This window comes from Mycobacterium sp. 1423905.2 (genome assembly GCF_001673155.1).
Classification (GTDB): Bacteria; Actinomycetota; Actinomycetes; order Mycobacteriales; family Mycobacteriaceae; genus Mycobacterium.
The window spans coordinates 54,868-70,285 of record NZ_LZLE01000202.1; the positions used below are offsets into that span (position 1 = coordinate 54,868).

The following is a 15,418-nucleotide window of genomic DNA, read 5'->3' on the forward strand; positions in this document are numbered from 1 at the left end:
GAAGACTGCGGCGGACTGCTGTGGCTGCTAAGAAGAGTAATCGCCCTTTACTCGGCAGCTGCGTCCTCTTGTCGGATGCCGTCAAGCCAGCGGTCAAGTGCTGCCCCCTCGAGTTCCCTGGCAATCAGAATCCGCGCTATGTCGCCGCCAGAAACCAGAACAACTGGATGACCGTCTTCGATGAGTTCCTTCTGCACGCCTATATCGAAATGCGATGTGGTGACGAAGATTCCGAAGTCTCGATGTTTGATGCGGGAAATCAGGCGCATCATTTCCCTGACCCCGATAGCCTTTTTCCAGTGCTTGGCCTCGGCGCAAATGTCCAGCGAAATCAAATGATCGTCGTGGCCCACTCTGTACTTACCTACAACATCTCGCCCCCCGTCAACCACCTTGCGGGTCACTTCAAGATCGAAGAATTTTGGATCCATCAGTCGCAGCAGCGCCTTGGTGAAATATTCGAACTGGCGGTCGCTGAGAGATCGCACCGCCTCCAGCGCCTTTTCCTCCCGTTCCTTGCGTGGCAGCTTGGGAAGCTGGTCGGCTTTCTTGCGGGGTACGCGAGCAGGTGGTGTTGTCAACGGATCGTACTTGCCTGTGTCGACCCACTTTGCGAACGCAGGAGGACAACTCTTGGCCTTGGCTGGCGAGGCGCCTGACACGATCTCTTCTAGCCAGGAATACGGCACCGATTCCGCCTTCAAAATTGTGAACACGGCCCGATAGTTCTGGAACCGTTCGTGGCCTTTGCGCCGCCATACTGCCACGAGGTCTTCCAAGTTTGAGAGGCCCTCTGCACCGGGAACGGCGAGGCCCAAGAAACGCATATAGCTGCCACCAGCACCCACGTAACTTTCGAAGCAGAGGAAGGGGCAGATGGCTTCGCGGTCGCCGTCGTGCCGCAGCTCGAACGCCTTCTCAAGTAACCGGTTGCCGCCGACAGGGGTTTTGTTGATTCTGTTGCCCGGTTTGCGATTATCGCCGTAGTAGGTGAACAGACCTGTCTCGCTATCCAGTGAATCCGGCCACTCTGGCTCACCGAAGTTTGTTACCAGCAGACAGAATCCACAATCTTCGATCGCAGTCGAGCCGTTCTTGAGGCTCTTAGGTCTGAAGCCCTGAGCGTTCGCTATGCCAACCCCGTCTGAGAAACGGAAGAAGCGGTTGAACTCATCGCGCTTGTCCTTCCAGTTGCTCAGGTTGCGATAGGAACCGTCGACGCGCAACTCGTCAGGGCGCTGTACTAGCCCGGCGTCCCCCGAGGTGTTCATGCGACGGAGCCTATCCCTGGTTCGTGCAGGCACCACACTGAAGTCAGGCTGCTGAATGCGCCACTCTAACCGAGCCGCTCACAAATAGATTAGTGGCGACAAGCGAGCTTTATCGTCGTTCACACCGGTGGCTCGGTACAGCGTCGAGCCGCTAATTGCCGAATCGCTCTCCGGTTCAAAAACTGTCGTGTTTGTTGGGCCTACTGGGGTCTCTGGCCGCGTCGGCCCGCTCGCGGAGGCAGCTTATGCAGACCCTGGTGCCGTCGCCTCGGATGAAAATGTTGTCGCCCACAAGTCGGTGGCGGCCGCTCGAGCACAGGCGTTTCGGACGCCGTGCCGGTGGGCATCACGCAGATTGTCGCTGTGGCTGCCGTACCGCAGGTTGGCGATCCAGAGGTTGGTCTTGTCGTCGTCGTCGTGCAGCACCACCTGGCCGGACCGCGCGCCACCCAAGTAGGTCTCGCCCATCAGCCGGTGGACGGCGACGGTCCGCCCGCCCAAGCGCACGGAAGGGTATCGCCCCGACGCGACCAGGATGCGGCCGGTACGGCGGTTGCGGACCCGGCCGAACGTGGAGACGTCGTAAGAGTCCTCGAAACCGCGCGCCGGGAGCCACAGCTCCGCGTCGAAATGCTCCTCCCCTACGCCGCTGTAGAAAAGGATCGACCACCCCGCGGCGTGGCATCGATCACAGCAGCACTGCCCGGCAGGGACCGGCTGGCGGCACATGCCGCACCGCTGGGCTGCCGTCTCCGGCCGGCTAAGTCTTTGGGCCTGGAAAGGGAGCTGGGCCATCAGGTCGCCGGCTCTGGGTCGGTGCGCTCGGCAATGTCCGGCGTCGCGGCGAGATGGCAGCGCTCGCAGAGTCCGCGGTCGATGGATGCCGCCGCCCACAAAGGCTCATCGCACACGGAGCAGTTCCCGGGCGTCGGTGTGTTTGGTCGGGCAGAGGCGAGCACACGCTTGACGTTGTCGGTGTAGCCGGGTGTCTCCGGCGTGGGCGCGTCAGGAGGCAGGTCCGGTTGCACATGCCTCTCGACGCGAGTTGGGGGTTGGAGTTCGTTTGCTGGCGGGTTGGAATTGGCGTGCGTCGGGTCCATCCCGTTGATCGGTGGGGTGAAACCCGTGGGGCGGTGAAGATTCGACGTTTCCCCAGGTCGGGTCTCGGCGTCCGGTGGTGTTGGGGTGGACGGCGTCCACCCTCGTCCACCCTTAGAATCCGCAGGTCGGGTGGGCTGGACAAGGGTGGATGGGGTGGACGCGGTATACCCCTCTCCGCGTTGCGTTGGCACCTTGAAGGCAGCGCCCTCGTCAATCAATTCGCTCATTGCTGGACCGAAGTAATCGCGGCGCAGATCCCCGCGCAGCTTGCCGTACAGATCGCTCTTGGTGATCACCTCGCCCGGGGACAACTTGGCGAGGTACCCCGCGAGCGAACGCTTAACCCGATTGAGTTTGCCGTCCGACACGTATTCGTCGTGCGCGACTGCGTCCGCGGCCCTGGCCAGCCGCTGCTGGCGGCGCTGCTCATCGGCGTCCCGCTGGATGCCGGCACGCGTCACCCGCGACGCCTGCATGAGGCTGCCCGCTATCTCCCAATCCTCTTCGGTCACTTCATCGCGCCCGGCGAGAACCATCAGGCCGCACGCCACTTTGAGGCCTGTCAGCAAGGCGTGGCCGTCGAGCGGGTCGACGCCAGCGCCGCGGTGATAGCCGACTTGGTGGCGGTCGATGGCCTCGCGGGCGACGTCGCAGACCTTGAGATCGATCAGGGCATCGCCTGCAGGGTCGGGAAATGGGATGGGAGGGATGACGCGAGGGCCCACCGCGGCCGGCCGGTCTTCGGGCATATCAGGGTCACGGGTCGGCAGCCACACGAAACGTTGCGGCGTGCCGCCATCCGCGCCAGCCAGTAACACCTTGGCGCGCAGCGGCTGCACTCCCACGATGAGGCCGGCGCGGTAGGTCAGCGCCTCGACGCGGGTTTTGGTGTCTTTGTTCGCGTTGCTGAATCCCAGGCTTTCGCCCATGAACATTTTCCGCAGCTCGGCCTCTAGGGTCTGGCCGCGGCGGGCGAATAAGCCTGCGAGGGAGTCGATTTCGCTCGCTATAAATAGCGCGGTGCGCTTGTCCTTGTCCATCTCCATCAGCGTGCGTGCGATGCCCTCGCCGCTGCCGGGCGAGAATTCGGGCGGGCGAGGGGCTGGCTTAAAGTCCGGGTCCAGGTATTGGATGCAGTCGCGGCCGGCGGCCTCGCTTGCGCCCTTGCCCGCACCAGGTGGGCCGACGAGGGCGACGTTTAGGTTGATGGCGACCCTGCCTCCTATGGTGGGCGGGAGCACGACGTGCGGGGGGATTTGGCATGTTGCCCGTACTAGGGCCACGCCCAGCGTGGAGAGTGGGTTTGCCCTTCTCGATCGCGCGAAATCGCGGATGTGGGCGAGTTCTGGTCGCTCCCAGATATCGGCGTTCATGCGGTCACCGCCCGCTTCGTCCATGGGTGTGCGGCGGCGAAGTCGGCTCGTTCGCGGTAGCGGGTCGCGACCCGCGCCCAGTCCGCTGCTGCGGCGACCGCCTTCGCCGCCTCGGCCATTGCCGCCTGCTCCCAGCAGATGCCGTATGCCAGACCCTCGGCCGCGTTGAGGACCCCGGCCAGCTTGTCGGGGTGGTCGTCGTGCAGGGCGCACCATGCGGGCGTGCCCAGCGCTGGTGCTGAGGTGTCCATCGCCCCGGTGCGCCGGCGTAGCCGGTTCAGATACTGGTGGACCGGATGCCAGGCGACCTGTTCGACCGTCATGCGTCTTCGAGGCCGGCGATGAAATCGCGGAGCGCCTGCTCTGGAATTAGCCTGCGCCGCCCAATTTTCACGGAACGTAGTTGCCCGGATGCCATCAGGGCGAAGACTGTGGACCGGCCTACCTTGAGCTTTTCCATGGCCTCGGGAATCTCGTTGAGCTTGGCGGGTCTGGCGACGTCGTCCAGCAGGCGGGCGACCTCGTCCCGTAGTTGTTGGTCGGTGGTCATGCGATCCTCAGATGTTTCCAGAATGCGACACGAACATGTATTCTTGTTACCGTTATGGCGAGCTTACGCCGAGATTCGCCGTAATGCATATAGGTCTAATGAAAGGTGTCGCTTTGCCGAAAACCGATGTGACTGCCAAGCAGTGGCAAAAGGAGCTGGCGGCGCGGACGGGCAGCGCGGTCCGGGAACGCCGAAAGGCTCTGGACCTCACGGCGGCCGGGCTGGCCGAACGCACCGCGGAGCTGGGGTATCCGGTATCGCGGGTCGCGATCGGAAAGATCGAAACCGGCCATCGCGAGGGCAAAATGGACCTGGCCGAATTGCTGGTTTTGGCGGCTGCGTTAGCAATCCCCCCGGTCATGCTGATCTACCCGGGCGTGCCGCACGGCCCCGTCGAAGTGCTGCCTGGGTTGGAATGCGATTCAGTGGACGCCCTTGAGTGGTTTGTCGGCGACAGCCCCAAGCTGGCGTTCCGGATGACTGAACGGTTCGGGGTGTCGCAGCAGGAGGTCGTCGATGCCGGCGAGCCGCTGCTGCTGGCGCGCGAGCTGAAGGGGATCGAGAGCGAGCTGGCGCGTGTGCGCGACCTACAGCAGCATCTGGCCCATGATGCGGCGGCCCGCGAGGCTGATGAGCTGGACGGCGGAAGGTTCGCCCAAACCCTGAAGTCCGCGCTCGACGCGAACGAGAAGCTGCGTGTGCAGACCATCCGCCAGCTAAGGGCGCTGGGTCAGCCAGTGAGAGAAGAGGACCAATGAGACAGCAACTACCTCCGCAGATAACGAAAGTCACGACAACCGACCGCAAAACTGGGAACCTGTCGTGCGCTATCAGGTTCGGGTAGATGGTGGCGTAAATCCGGGAACCGGTGCACGCCAACAGGTTCGGCGCCGCTACAACACGGAGGCCGAAGCTCGCCGTGCTCTCGCCGCGATCGGTGACGAGGCAATGACTGGCCAGTTCGTCGCCCGCAAAACGGTCACCGTCGAGCAGGTCTGCGAGCAGTACCTGGCTGGCCGCCACAACCTGCGGGCATCATCGAAGTCGAAGTTGGGCTACGACTTGACGCCCCTGCGGGAGCGGCACGGGAACCTGCCGGTGCAGCGCCTCACCAAGCGTCATATCGACGAGCTGGTGGCTGATCTGCTCACCGGCGGCACCGAGACGGCGAAGGGTCGGACCCGCCGCCCGTGGGGAGCCGACGCGGCGAACAAAGTCATTCAAACCATCGCCCAGGTGCTCGCTGATGCGCAGCGTCAGGGCTTGGTGGCCCGCAACGTCGCTGAGCATGTCGACCGCGTCAACCGGCCGCACCGGGTGGTCGACACCTACACCGAGGACGAGGTTCAGCAGCTCCTCGCGGCGCTGGCTAACGACCGGCTCGGGCATGCTTGGGAGCTGGCGTTGTCCGGGATGCGCCGGGGTGAAATCGCGGGATTGCGTTGGCAAGACGTTGATTTGAACGCTAAGACGCTGTCGATCGTGAACAACCGGGTGTCGGCCGGCGGCAAGACGGTCGAGAATGATCCGAAGTCCACGACCTCACGCAGGACGCTGCCCCTGCCCGATCGGCTAGTGACGGTATTGAAGGCGGCCAAGAAGCGGCAGGTGGCCGAGCGGCTGGTGTTGGGCGCTTCCTACCGGTCCGGGGCCTACGTGGTGTCCAACGAGGTCGGCGACCCGTACTCGCCGGCGGTGCTGTCTCGGTACTGGCGTGAAACGGTCGAAGCCGCCGGTTTGCGGCACATCAAGCTGCACGCGGCCCGGCACACCTGTGCGACCCTCATGCACCTGCAGGGAGTGCCCGTCGCGGTGATCGCGGCCTGGATTGGCCACAAAGACGCGTCGCTCACGATGAAGCTCTACGCGCACAGCCAATTAGCTGCGCTTCAGGCGGCCGGAGCGAGTTTGGACCGAGTTGTGTCATCGTGTGTCACCGAGCCTCTTGCTCGAACACGACGCAAGGCATCGCCGCGGGTAAACGTGGAGCCGATGACGGGAATCGAACCCGCGTATTCAGCTTGGGAAGCTGATGTTCTGCCATTGAACTACATCGGCGCGGTTGCCCAGAAAGGCTAGCACCGGCCGGCGCTATTCGTCGTCGAGGTACGCATCGGCCCACGCCCCGATGATCCGTCCGGCCCGATGCGCCTGGCCGCGGGCGGTGAGCAAGTGATCCGAGCCCTCGAGCGAGACGAAGCTGCGCGGGTGCCGCGCCAGGCGGAAGATCTCGCTCGCGTTCTCGATGCCGACCGTGTTGTCCGTCGGCGAGTGCAGAATCAGCAGCGGCAACCGCAGATCGGGGATCTTGTCCTCGAGCTGCGCCGCGCGCACATCCTCGACGAATTCCCGTTTCAACGTCAGCGTGCGACCACCGACCATCCACTCCGCACTGCCCTCGGTCAGGCAGCGGTCGACCACCGCGTCATAGTGCTTCTCGACATGGCCGACGTCGATCGGCGCCGCCACCGTGACGACCGAACGCACGCCTGGACACTTTCGGGCCGCGGCGAGCACGGCCGCACCACCCCACGAGTGCCCGACCAGGATGTCCGCCGGCGTCCCGCGCTCGGCCATGAACTCGCACGCCTTAACGATGTCGTTGACCTTCACGGTGAACGACCCGTCGCCCCAATCTCCCTCTGACCCGCTGAGCCCCAACGCGTCGAAGCGCAACATGCCGATCCCGTCGGCGGCTAACTGCTTACAGATCCGCGCCGCGGCCGGGGAGTCCTTGCCGAGCGTGAACCCGTGCGCGAACACGCCCCAGCCGCGTACGTCGCCCTCCGGCACGTCGATTACGCCGGCCAGGTTGGGACCCGTCGAACTCTGGAACGTGACTCGCTCTGCCATGGAGGGAAGGTACCCACGCTGGTGACCGATTAGGGTAGGCCGGCGTGAGAACACCACCACTTCGGTGGGCCGTGCCCGTGGCCGGGTTGGCCGTCGCGACGGCAGCCCTGTCGTTCCTGCCGACGGCACCTGCCACGACGGAATCACCCGTCTGGCTCGTCGACCACTCCATCCCGCTGGACCCGGTAACCGACCCGAGCGACGGTTCGTTGCCCGACGGACGCGCGCTAACCCCGTTCGACGTCCTGAACCCGGCAATCGGGCGCCTGGAACCGGCGTTGTTGCATGCGATCCAAAGCGCCGCGACCGCCGCAGCCGCCGACGGCATCACCATGACCATCAACTCGGGGTGGCGATCGCCCGCCTTCCAACAACAGCTGCTCGATCAGGCCGTGCAGACCTACGGCAGCTTGGCCGCCGCGCGTCAATACGTGCAGACCCCAGCGGCGTCCAAACACGTTGTGGGACAAGCGGTCGACGTAGGCGGTACGGGCGCTGACCAGTGGCTCATCGCCAACGGGCCCCGGTTCGGGTTATGCCGGATATACGCCAACGAGCTGTGGCACTTCGAGTTGGCCACCGACGCGGCCGGAAACTGCCCGGCGCTGCTGCCCGACGCGGCCGGCTAGTCCGACTCCGCCTAGGTCGCCGCCGAAGGCGCCAACTGAGCCCACGGCCACATTCATAGACCTCGGCTGTAAAGCTTTGCGCGGTAACCCTCATAGGTACGGGTGCCGGCAAGGTTCCACATGATCCTGGCGGCCGACGGGACACCGGCAAGGAGGCGGTGCTTGTCGTCGTCGGAGGCCCCTTCGAGCATGCAACCCGCGAAGACCAGTCCCAACCTGGGATGAGTGCGCAGAATCGACGCACCGCGCGCGGTTGCCTTCTTCCATTCGGCGGCGGTGATGTAGTCCTCGATCAACGGAACGACGTCGCGCTCCTCGTCGGCAAGATGCGCGTCGACAAGTCCGATCAGTTCATCGACTGCCGTCCGCAATCGCTCTCCCGCCGACCGTGCGCCCGTCTTCGCCCATACCGCACCGGTGGCTTTCGCCGTGTCGACGCCTGCCGCGATGGCGCGGTGTGCCTGCTCCATGCGGCAGATCGCGTTGTCACACGACGGCACCCGGGCATGCAGCTTCGGCCATATGAGGTCGTCCTCGGCGGCATGGTGGTGATGCAGCAGGGTGACGACGAAGTTCAGGTGCGCGTTGACGACCGCTGCGCGCTTCGCTTCCCCGGCACCCACATCGTCGATCAGATTCGGCACCCGGTGTAGTTCGGTGCGCAACGCGCGGTGAACCATCGCCATCTCGAACGCCGCAGTCGAGGTCATCGCCTACTCCTTCGTCGCTGTCCAGCGCCTGTCGATTGAGGGGAACGACTGATGTGGTTGGTTGCACGATCCGAAGGTTGCGGCGTCGTGGCAGTCTCCGCGGCGCTGAACGCCGCGTCGAGGATCGCGATGAGATCGCCATCGTCGGTCTGTGCCCAGGTTTCCAATGCCGCCACAAAAACGGCCACGGCGACCCTCGCGTGGACGGCCACCACCAGACTCTCCTGGTCAAGACCGCTGCGTCGCGCGAGCGAACGTGCGAACAGGGCGCGAGTCTCATCCATGGCGATTAATTGCAGGGCCCGCAGCTGGGGTGTACTCATCATGAGTCGAACGCGGGTAAGAATTCTTTGCCGGTCCGTCGGCAGGACTGCGGCGAAACTCGCGGACAGGGCGGCACAGATTGCCGCCAGGGTTGATTCCTGGGGCGGTCGGGCGACGATGAGTTCCTCGATCATCGGGTCGTACTCACGTGTCTGTACGACGTTTTCCTTCCGGGGGAAATATCGGAAGAACGTCATGTGCGACACACCGGCGGCCGCGGCGATGTCTTCAACCGTGGTGCTGTCGTAGCCCTTTTCAGCGAACAGACGTAACGCGTGTTCTTGGATAGATCTACGGGTGGCCGCTTTCTTCCGGCTGCGCCAGTCGCCGTCCTTCACCGCGACGACACCGCGTTCTTGCCACATGGACGGCCCAGCATGACGTCAAGCCACTCGGCTAGCTTGCCGGGATCGCGCCCGCGCCAGGCGAGGTGGCCATCTGGGCGCACCAGAAGCGCATCGTCACCGCCGGGTAAAACCGCGACGTCACCGAGTCGAGTCTTCGCGACCTCACCCAACGCGTCGCGTCCGAGCAGGGCCCAACCGGGACCAAGCAAGGTGAACAGGCGCACCATATCTCCCTTCTCAGAAGGGAATTCGGTGTCGGGCACCCTGTCACCCGGACGGAGCCCTGGTGCGCTCCTACGGAATGCATGCAGTCGACGCGTGCAGCCGAGCGGTCCGCTGCGATAGCTCACCGACAATTGTGACGCAGTGTCCGCGATACGTCGCTGCACCCATCGCCGGCTCAGCATCGGCACCATGACGTGATCACGAATAAGGCGCCTCATCAACTTGCCGCCAGCCAGGATGTCGGTGACGTCGGCGGTGTGGGACAACACTTTAGCGGCGACCGGACGTCGCTCGGCCTCGTAACTATCGAGCAACGTCTCATGCGCACGGCCGCTCACAACAAGGGCGAGCTTCCAGGCGAGATTCTCCGCGTCACCGATTCCAGTGTTCAATCCTTGTGCGCCGACGGGACTGTGGACGTGGGCGGCGTCACCGGCCAGCAACAATCTGCCGCGCCGGTAGGCGTCGGCCAGCCGGCGGTGGATGCGAAACGACGATGCCCACGCTACCGATCGGACGACTCCGCCCGCGTGCTGCGCCAAGCCAGTCTCGAGTTCCCAAAGGAACTCCTCTGGCGACAGTTCAGCGCGATCTGGTCCGGTCGCCGGAGCCATCAGCCGCCATACGTTGTCGCCCGGCAACGGAAAGACCCCCAGCAGACCCGCCGGACCGGCGAAGAACGCCACAGCGTCCCGGGGGCTGTCGAGGTCGGCACAAACGTCCGCGATGAGGAGCAGTTCGACCCGAGGCGCACCGGGGAAATCGATGCCGGCAGCTTTACGCACCACGCTATGCGCGCCATCGGCGCCTATCACCCAATCGGCGTGGATGACCGTTCCATCGGCGAGCCGCACCAAGGCATGCTGACCGTTGTCTTCGACACCGACGACGCGCTGGTTCCACTCCACGGTTCCACCAGCAGTGGTGAGGCGTTTACGCAGCGACGCTTCGATGTCGGCCTGCGAGATGATCAGTGGATTGGCGGGCCCTGACCGGCTGGAGTTGATCCACGACAGCTCCGAGTGGTTTCGACCATTAATCCAAAATACGGAGCGCGACAATGGCACAGCGCGCTCTCGCAAGCTTCCGATGGCGCCGATTCTGTCGAGGACCTCGATGCCGCGCGGCTGCAAACCCAATGCTCGTGACGTGGTCGCCGGCGCCGGTGCGGCATCGAGCGTCCGAACGTCAACGCCGGCCGTGCACAGCGCGGCTGATGCCACCAAGCCACTGGGGCCCGCGCCGACCACGACGACACTCGCGGACCCGGACTTCCCTAACATGTTATTACGCTAACATGTTAGCGAACTAACGGGAAGGCGCTCCGCGGAATGCTGTCGTCGTGTCTGAGGTGTCAAGGGCAGAGCTTGACGAGCACGGCTTGAAAGTTGTTGATAGCGAGCGGTTCTAGAGCTTGCCCGCCACGAAAGACGCCGCCTGATCCACCAGGCCGGAATCGATGTAGGAGGGCTGGAGATGCGACGGCCAATTGGTGCCGTTGCGGCAGATCGGGTCACCCTTGGCGCACTGGTCGATCGTCTTGCCGGCGAAGGCGGGTGGAAGTCCACGAGTGCCGTTACCGAAGAGCGCGACCGCGGCCACGTGCTGATCTACGCCCGGCGGGAAACCGGTCCAGAGCGCGGCGTCGACCACCTCGGCGCCAAGCGAGTACCCGCCGAGCACCTCACGCGTGTTAGGGCAGTTCTTGGCCATGGATTGGGTATGGGCGCTGATGTCGCCTGCGCCGCTGCCAACGGTGATGTTGGCGGGATAGTTGACTCCGTAGACGCCGATCGACATGCGCGTCTTGCCGCGCAGGGAGCTGACCAGTGCGTCACCGACCGCGCCGACACCGGGCGGTTCCTCCCTGCCGCGGGCGAAGACCACTTCGGCATCGGGGCATGCTGCCGACGCGACGGGTGTCACCGCCAACGCCACCGACACTTGCGGGGCGACGACCGCAAGAATGAGGACGCAACGCGCAACGAGCCTCATGAGGCGATATTACTGATTTGCTGGAGGTGCGTCGGCCGAAATTTCCACGGCCATAGGGACCTCATTGATGCATGTGGACGCGCTCACCGTGAACACCGAAGATGGCGATGGCCTCCACGGGACCGTCCACGGTCCCGAACCAGTGTGGTTGCCACGTGCTGAACTCGACGGCCTCGCCCGGCTGAATCACGAAGTCCTTGTCGCCCAACAGAAGGCGCAGTTTTCCGGATAACACGTACATCCATTCTTGGCCCTCGTGCACCCGCAGCTCGGCCGGTGGCTTGCGGCGGCGGGCGCTGACCCTGATCTTATAGGCGTGCAGCCCACTGGCCGGGCCTTGGCGCGTCAGCGGCCAGAAAGTGATGCCGTCGCGGCTGAAAGAGTTCGATTGCACGCGTGGATCTGGTGACTCCGGAGCGCGCATCAACTCGTCGGTGCTGACGGACAGCGCCTGGGCAAGTCGCGGCAGGTGATCGAGCGCCAAGCGGCGCTTACCCGACTCCAGCCGGGACAGGGTAGACACGTCGATCTTTGCAAGTGACGCAACGTCATCCAGCGTCATGCCGCGCTCAGTGCGCAATTCCCGCAGCCGACGCCGCACGCGGGCGTCAACCGAATCGCTTTTTGCCTCCATAGCAAAACAGGTTGGCAGTTTAGGCCGCGGCGGGCAAGCTCGTGGCCATGAACACAACTTGGGACTGCACATTCCTCAAAAGGCGGGAGACCGCAGATGCACGCGCCTGAACCAGGTGAAGCGGCGCCGGACTTCTGGAACCGCCTCTACCGCCGAAGTGACCGCATATGGAGCGGGAACGTCAACGTCCGACTCGCCGAGGTCGCGGCCGAACTCCCGCCGGGCAGAGCGCTCGATCTCGGCTGCGGAGAGGGTGGTGACGCCATGTGGCTCGCCGAGCGAGGTTGGCAGGTCGTGGCCACCGACATCTCGCCGGTGGCCATCGAGCGCGCCAGTCAGGATTCCCAGAAGCGCGGCCTCGCCGATCGCATCGAATTCGTCCGGACCGATCTTGTCGACGGCGTGCCCGCGGGCCCGTTCGACCTGGTGTCAGCCCACTTCTTTCACGTGCCGGAACCACTGTCGCTCGATCGCAGCGCGGTGCTGCGCGCGGCCGCCGATGCACTGTGCTCGGGCGGTCATCTGCTGATCGTCGACCACGGTTCGGCGCCGTCGTGGTCGGACCACCACGACTACCCATTTCCCGGAGCCGAAGAGGTGCTCGCCTCGCTCGACCTCCACGCAGGCGAGTGGCAACGGGTTCGGGTGGAGGCCGTCGACCGCGAGGTGACCGGTCCCGACGGCCAGCGAGCCACCATCAAGGACAACGTCATGCTGTTGCGCCGCCACGCAAGCACTTTGCTGCGCCGAGCGCATTAGACCTACTAAGAAACATAAGAAATGCATAGTTATTCTTTTGTTATCTGACGTTGCTCCGTAAGGTGCCATTCGTGGGTCGGCACGAAATGGTGAGGCAGCGACGAAAGTCGCGCGTCGCGCTGGCCGCCTTCATCGCCCCAGCCGCTGTGTTCTTCGCCGCGGGCGCCGATGTCAATCCACTCGCCGCGCGCGATATCGCCAAACCCGTCGTCGAGGAACCGGCACCGTGCTGCTTGGAACTCGTCGCCGCGTCCCCAGCGCCGATGTCGGACCTGGCCGGTACCGCTGACGGGCCAAGTTTTGCTGCCGGACAATTGCCCGTGGCCTCGAGATATCGCGTCGACACCCGGTCGCGCTTTCTGCCGACCGGAGTGGCGCCCGAGCAGGGCCTGCAGATCCGCACCATCCTGACCGCACGCAGCATCAGTGCTGAGTTCCCCGAGATTCACGAGATCGGGGGCGTGCGGCCCGACGCGCTCGGCTGGCATCCCCGCGGGCTGGCGCTCGACGTCATGATTCCCAACCCGGAAACCGCCGAGGGGATCGCGCTGGGCAACAGGGTCGTCGCATTCGTCATGGAGAATGCCGCCCGGTTCGGGATGCAAGACGCCATCTGGCGGGGCGTCTACTACACCCCCGACGGCGCGCAGAACACCGGCGCCGGCCACTACGACCACGTCCATGTCACCACCACCGGCGGCGGTTACCCGACCGGGGACGAAATCTACGTTCGCTGAGCGCGACGGGCCGCGGCAGATACGCTCTTCGGGTGCTGCTCTCCGATCGTGACCTCAGGGCCGAAATCGCCGCGGGGCGGGTGGGCATCCATCCGTTCGACGACAGCCTGGTTCAGCCGTCCAGCATCGACGTCCGGCTCGATTCGTTGTTCCGCGTGTTCAACAACACCCGCTATACGCACATCGATCCGGCCAAGCAGCAGGACGAGCTGACCAGCCTGGTGGAACCCAAAGAGGGCGACCCGTTCGTCCTGCATCCGGGCGAGTTCGTGCTGGGGTCCACGTTGGAACAGTTCTCCCTGCCCGAGGACCTGGCGGGACGGCTGGAGGGCAAGTCTTCGCTGGGGCGGCTGGGGTTGCTCACCCACTCGACCGCCGGCTTCATCGACCCGGGCTTCAGCGGGCACATCACGCTGGAGTTGTCCAACGTCGCCAACTTGCCAATCACGTTGTGGCCAGGCATGAAAATCGGTCAGTTATGTATTCTCCGACTAACCAGCCCATCGGAGCACCCATACGGCAGTTCCCGAGTAGGGTCGAAATACCAGGGTCAGCGAGGCCCCACGCCGTCCCGGTCGTACCAGAACTTCATTAGGTCCACCTAGCTGTTGCACAGCTCTATCGGCGACCATTGATAGTTGGCGATCGCGCGCCGTGTTCCTTCCGCCAGACCGTGGCTGGTTTGCACACCTTGGGAGGGGTTGTGGACGTCGTACTTGGGGTTTCGATGGCGCCGTCGGCCGTTCGCATGGCACTCGTCGAAGGCGAAGACGGCGACGGCGTGATCGTCGACGAAGACAGTTTCCGCATCGGCCGGGACTCGGCACCCACACGCGCAACCGATCAGGTTCTCTCCGCCATCCTGGGCACCCAGGAGGGCGCGGCCGACGCCGGCCTGCACCTGTCGGCGGTGGGCGTGAGTTGGACCGATCAAGTCCAAGCGGCCGCGCTGCGTGATGCGTTGGCGGCGTACAAGGTTGAGAACGTCATGTTGGTTTCGGCGTTCATGGCCGCAGCGGCGCTGGGACAGGCGGCCGGATGCGCTGTCGGCCAGCAAAAGACGGCGGTGTTGTTCATCGAGCCGGAGGCCGCGACGTTGGCCGTGGTGGACACATCGGACGGGTCACTGTGCGAGCTGCGCCGGCAGCAGTTGGCCGACGACGACGACACGGCGGTAGCCGAATTGGTCGAGCTGGCGGCCGCCGCTGAGACGTTGGACACCCACCCCGACGGGCTGTATGTGGTCGGTTCCGGTGTCGACGTCCCCCTCATAAAACCGGCCCTGGAGGCCGCGACGTCGCTCACGGTCAGCGCCCCCGAGGAACCGGAAATGGCACTGGCGCGCGGCGCGGCGCTGGCCTCGGGCAATTCGCCGCTGTTTGCGGCGACGACCACCGCCCTGGCCTATGCCCAAGATCCCGTGGTCACCGACGAACCCGCCGTCGGTGAGTTCGGTTATGACGAGGAACCGGGTGATGACGTCGCCGAGGAACCGGAAGCCCGCAGGCCCGTGTTGTTGATCGGCAGTGTGCTGGCCGTGGTGGCCATCGCCGCGGTGGTGGCGCTGGAGATCGCGCTGGCCATCGGCATCCGCCCGACGGTCGCATTGCAGCCCACGCCGAGCCAGAACCACTTCGTGGCACCGACCGAGCAACCGGCGCCGCCCCTACAGGTGGCTGCGCCGGCGCAACAAAAGATCGATGTGCCCCGGCCAGCGGCTGCCCCCAGAGTGGTGATCCCGCAGGCGCCCGCTCCGGCGCCGGAGGCCCCGGCCTTGCCGGCGCCAGCTTTGCCGGCTCCCGCCGCTCCGGTTGTGCCTGAGCCGGTTGCGGTGCCGCCGATCGTGCCGATCGTGGTGCCGCCGGTACAGGTGCCGGGACCCAATACTTTCCTGCGTCCGCCGGTGCCCC

Annotated in this window: 18 protein-coding genes, 1 tRNA gene and 1 pseudogene; 7 read left to right on the forward strand and 13 right to left on the reverse strand. The window is 64.8% G+C overall.

The window, feature by feature from the left end; all coding sequences use genetic code 11:
- Positions 1-47: 47 nt before the first annotated feature.
- The 5 genes from A9W95_RS11930 to A9W95_RS27900 form a co-directional block, all read right to left on the reverse strand.
- Positions 48-1,271, reverse strand: coding sequence for a restriction endonuclease (locus A9W95_RS11930; RefSeq protein ID WP_067412497.1), 1,224 nt, complete (start codon positions 1,269-1,271; stop codon positions 48-50).
- A 243-nt stretch (positions 1,272-1,514) separates the two neighbouring features.
- Positions 1,515-2,066: an HNH endonuclease gene (locus A9W95_RS11935; RefSeq protein WP_253851635.1), complete on the reverse strand. Its 552-nt coding sequence runs from the start codon at positions 2,064-2,066 to the stop codon at positions 1,515-1,517.
- A complete protein-coding gene (locus A9W95_RS11940; RefSeq protein ID WP_156746154.1) occupies positions 2,066-3,745 on the reverse strand; it encodes a hypothetical protein in 1,680 nt (559 codons plus the stop codon). The genes A9W95_RS11935 and A9W95_RS11940 overlap by 1 nt, the downstream gene beginning before the upstream one ends.
- A complete protein-coding gene (locus tag A9W95_RS11945; RefSeq protein ID WP_082983043.1) occupies positions 3,742-4,068 on the reverse strand; it encodes a DUF2742 domain-containing protein in 327 nt (108 codons plus the stop codon). The genes A9W95_RS11940 and A9W95_RS11945 overlap by 4 nt, the downstream gene beginning before the upstream one ends.
- A complete protein-coding gene (locus tag A9W95_RS27900; protein WP_082983044.1) occupies positions 4,065-4,295 on the reverse strand; it encodes a helix-turn-helix domain-containing protein in 231 nt (76 codons plus the stop codon). Before A9W95_RS27900 ends, A9W95_RS11945 begins: the two co-directional genes overlap by 4 nt.
- Before the next feature lie 113 nt (positions 4,296-4,408).
- On the opposite strand from A9W95_RS27900, the gene A9W95_RS11955 reads away from it, so the two are divergent.
- A complete protein-coding gene (locus A9W95_RS11955; RefSeq protein WP_067412559.1) occupies positions 4,409-5,053 on the forward strand; it encodes a transcriptional regulator in 645 nt (214 codons plus the stop codon).
- Between the two features lie 277 nt (positions 5,054-5,330).
- Here the strand turns inward: A9W95_RS11955 and A9W95_RS27905 are convergent, their stop codons facing one another.
- Positions 5,331-5,684, reverse strand: a complete 354-nt coding sequence (locus tag A9W95_RS27905; protein ID WP_253851636.1) for a hypothetical protein — start codon at positions 5,682-5,684, stop codon at positions 5,331-5,333.
- Between A9W95_RS27905 and A9W95_RS27910 the strand changes: the two are divergent.
- A pseudogene (locus A9W95_RS27910) lies at positions 5,613-6,113 on the forward strand (site-specific integrase); the annotation flags it as partial. The gene A9W95_RS27905 and the pseudogene A9W95_RS27910 overlap by 72 nt on opposite strands.
- A 166-nt stretch (positions 6,114-6,279) precedes the next feature.
- Here the strand turns inward: A9W95_RS27910 and A9W95_RS11965 are convergent.
- Both A9W95_RS11965 and A9W95_RS11970 read right to left on the reverse strand, forming a co-directional pair.
- Positions 6,280-6,353, reverse strand: a tRNA-Gly gene (locus tag A9W95_RS11965).
- A 33-nt stretch (positions 6,354-6,386) separates the two neighbouring features.
- Complete coding sequence (locus tag A9W95_RS11970) at positions 6,387-7,148, reverse strand: S9 family peptidase (protein ID WP_067412505.1); 762 nt, start codon at positions 7,146-7,148, stop codon at positions 6,387-6,389.
- Positions 7,149-7,192: 44 nt separating this feature from the next.
- Here A9W95_RS11970 and A9W95_RS11975 point away from each other — a divergent pair, with 44 nt between their 5' ends.
- Positions 7,193-7,777, forward strand: a complete 585-nt coding sequence (locus A9W95_RS11975) for a M15 family metallopeptidase (protein ID WP_253851637.1) — start codon at positions 7,193-7,195, stop codon at positions 7,775-7,777.
- Between the two features lie 53 nt (positions 7,778-7,830).
- Here the strand turns inward: A9W95_RS11975 and A9W95_RS11980 are convergent, their stop codons facing one another.
- The 5 genes from A9W95_RS11980 to A9W95_RS12000 all read right to left on the reverse strand — a co-directional run bounded on the left by A9W95_RS11980 (position 7,831) and on the right by A9W95_RS12000 (position 12,012).
- Positions 7,831-8,487, reverse strand: a complete 657-nt coding sequence (locus tag A9W95_RS11980) for a hemerythrin domain-containing protein (protein ID WP_067412509.1) — start codon at positions 8,485-8,487, stop codon at positions 7,831-7,833.
- Positions 8,484-9,149, reverse strand: a complete 666-nt coding sequence (locus A9W95_RS11985; protein WP_067412512.1) for a TetR family transcriptional regulator — start codon at positions 9,147-9,149, stop codon at positions 8,484-8,486. Before A9W95_RS11985 ends, A9W95_RS11980 begins: the two co-directional genes overlap by 4 nt.
- Entirely contained in the window at positions 9,146-10,666 is a 1,521-nt protein-coding gene (locus A9W95_RS11990) for an FAD-dependent monooxygenase (RefSeq protein ID WP_067412514.1), read from the reverse strand. The genes A9W95_RS11985 and A9W95_RS11990 overlap by 4 nt, the downstream gene beginning before the upstream one ends.
- Before the next feature lie 124 nt (positions 10,667-10,790).
- Positions 10,791-11,378 carry a cutinase family protein gene (locus A9W95_RS11995; protein ID WP_067412517.1) on the reverse strand — a complete coding sequence of 196 codons (588 nt, stop codon included), beginning with the start codon at positions 11,376-11,378 and terminating at the stop codon, positions 10,791-10,793.
- Between the two features lie 61 nt (positions 11,379-11,439).
- Positions 11,440-12,012, reverse strand: coding sequence for a helix-turn-helix domain-containing protein (locus A9W95_RS12000; protein WP_067412520.1), 573 nt, complete (start codon positions 12,010-12,012; stop codon positions 11,440-11,442).
- Positions 12,013-12,108: 96 nt separating this feature from the next.
- Here A9W95_RS12000 and A9W95_RS12005 point away from each other — a divergent pair, with 96 nt between their 5' ends.
- The 4 genes from A9W95_RS12005 to A9W95_RS12020 all read left to right on the forward strand — a co-directional run.
- Positions 12,109-12,771, forward strand: coding sequence for a bifunctional 2-polyprenyl-6-hydroxyphenol methylase/3-demethylubiquinol 3-O-methyltransferase UbiG (locus tag A9W95_RS12005; RefSeq protein ID WP_067412522.1), 663 nt, complete (start codon positions 12,109-12,111; stop codon positions 12,769-12,771).
- A 71-nt stretch (positions 12,772-12,842) separates the two neighbouring features.
- Entirely contained in the window at positions 12,843-13,508 is a 666-nt protein-coding gene (locus tag A9W95_RS12010) for a hypothetical protein (protein WP_172826607.1), read from the forward strand.
- Between the two features lie 32 nt (positions 13,509-13,540).
- A complete protein-coding gene (gene dcd, locus A9W95_RS12015) occupies positions 13,541-14,113 on the forward strand; it encodes a dCTP deaminase (protein ID WP_067412526.1) in 573 nt (190 codons plus the stop codon).
- Between the two features lie 98 nt (positions 14,114-14,211).
- Positions 14,212-15,418, forward strand: a 1,207-nt coding sequence (locus A9W95_RS12020) for a hypothetical protein (RefSeq protein ID WP_156746155.1), incomplete at its 3' end; no start/stop codon positions are given.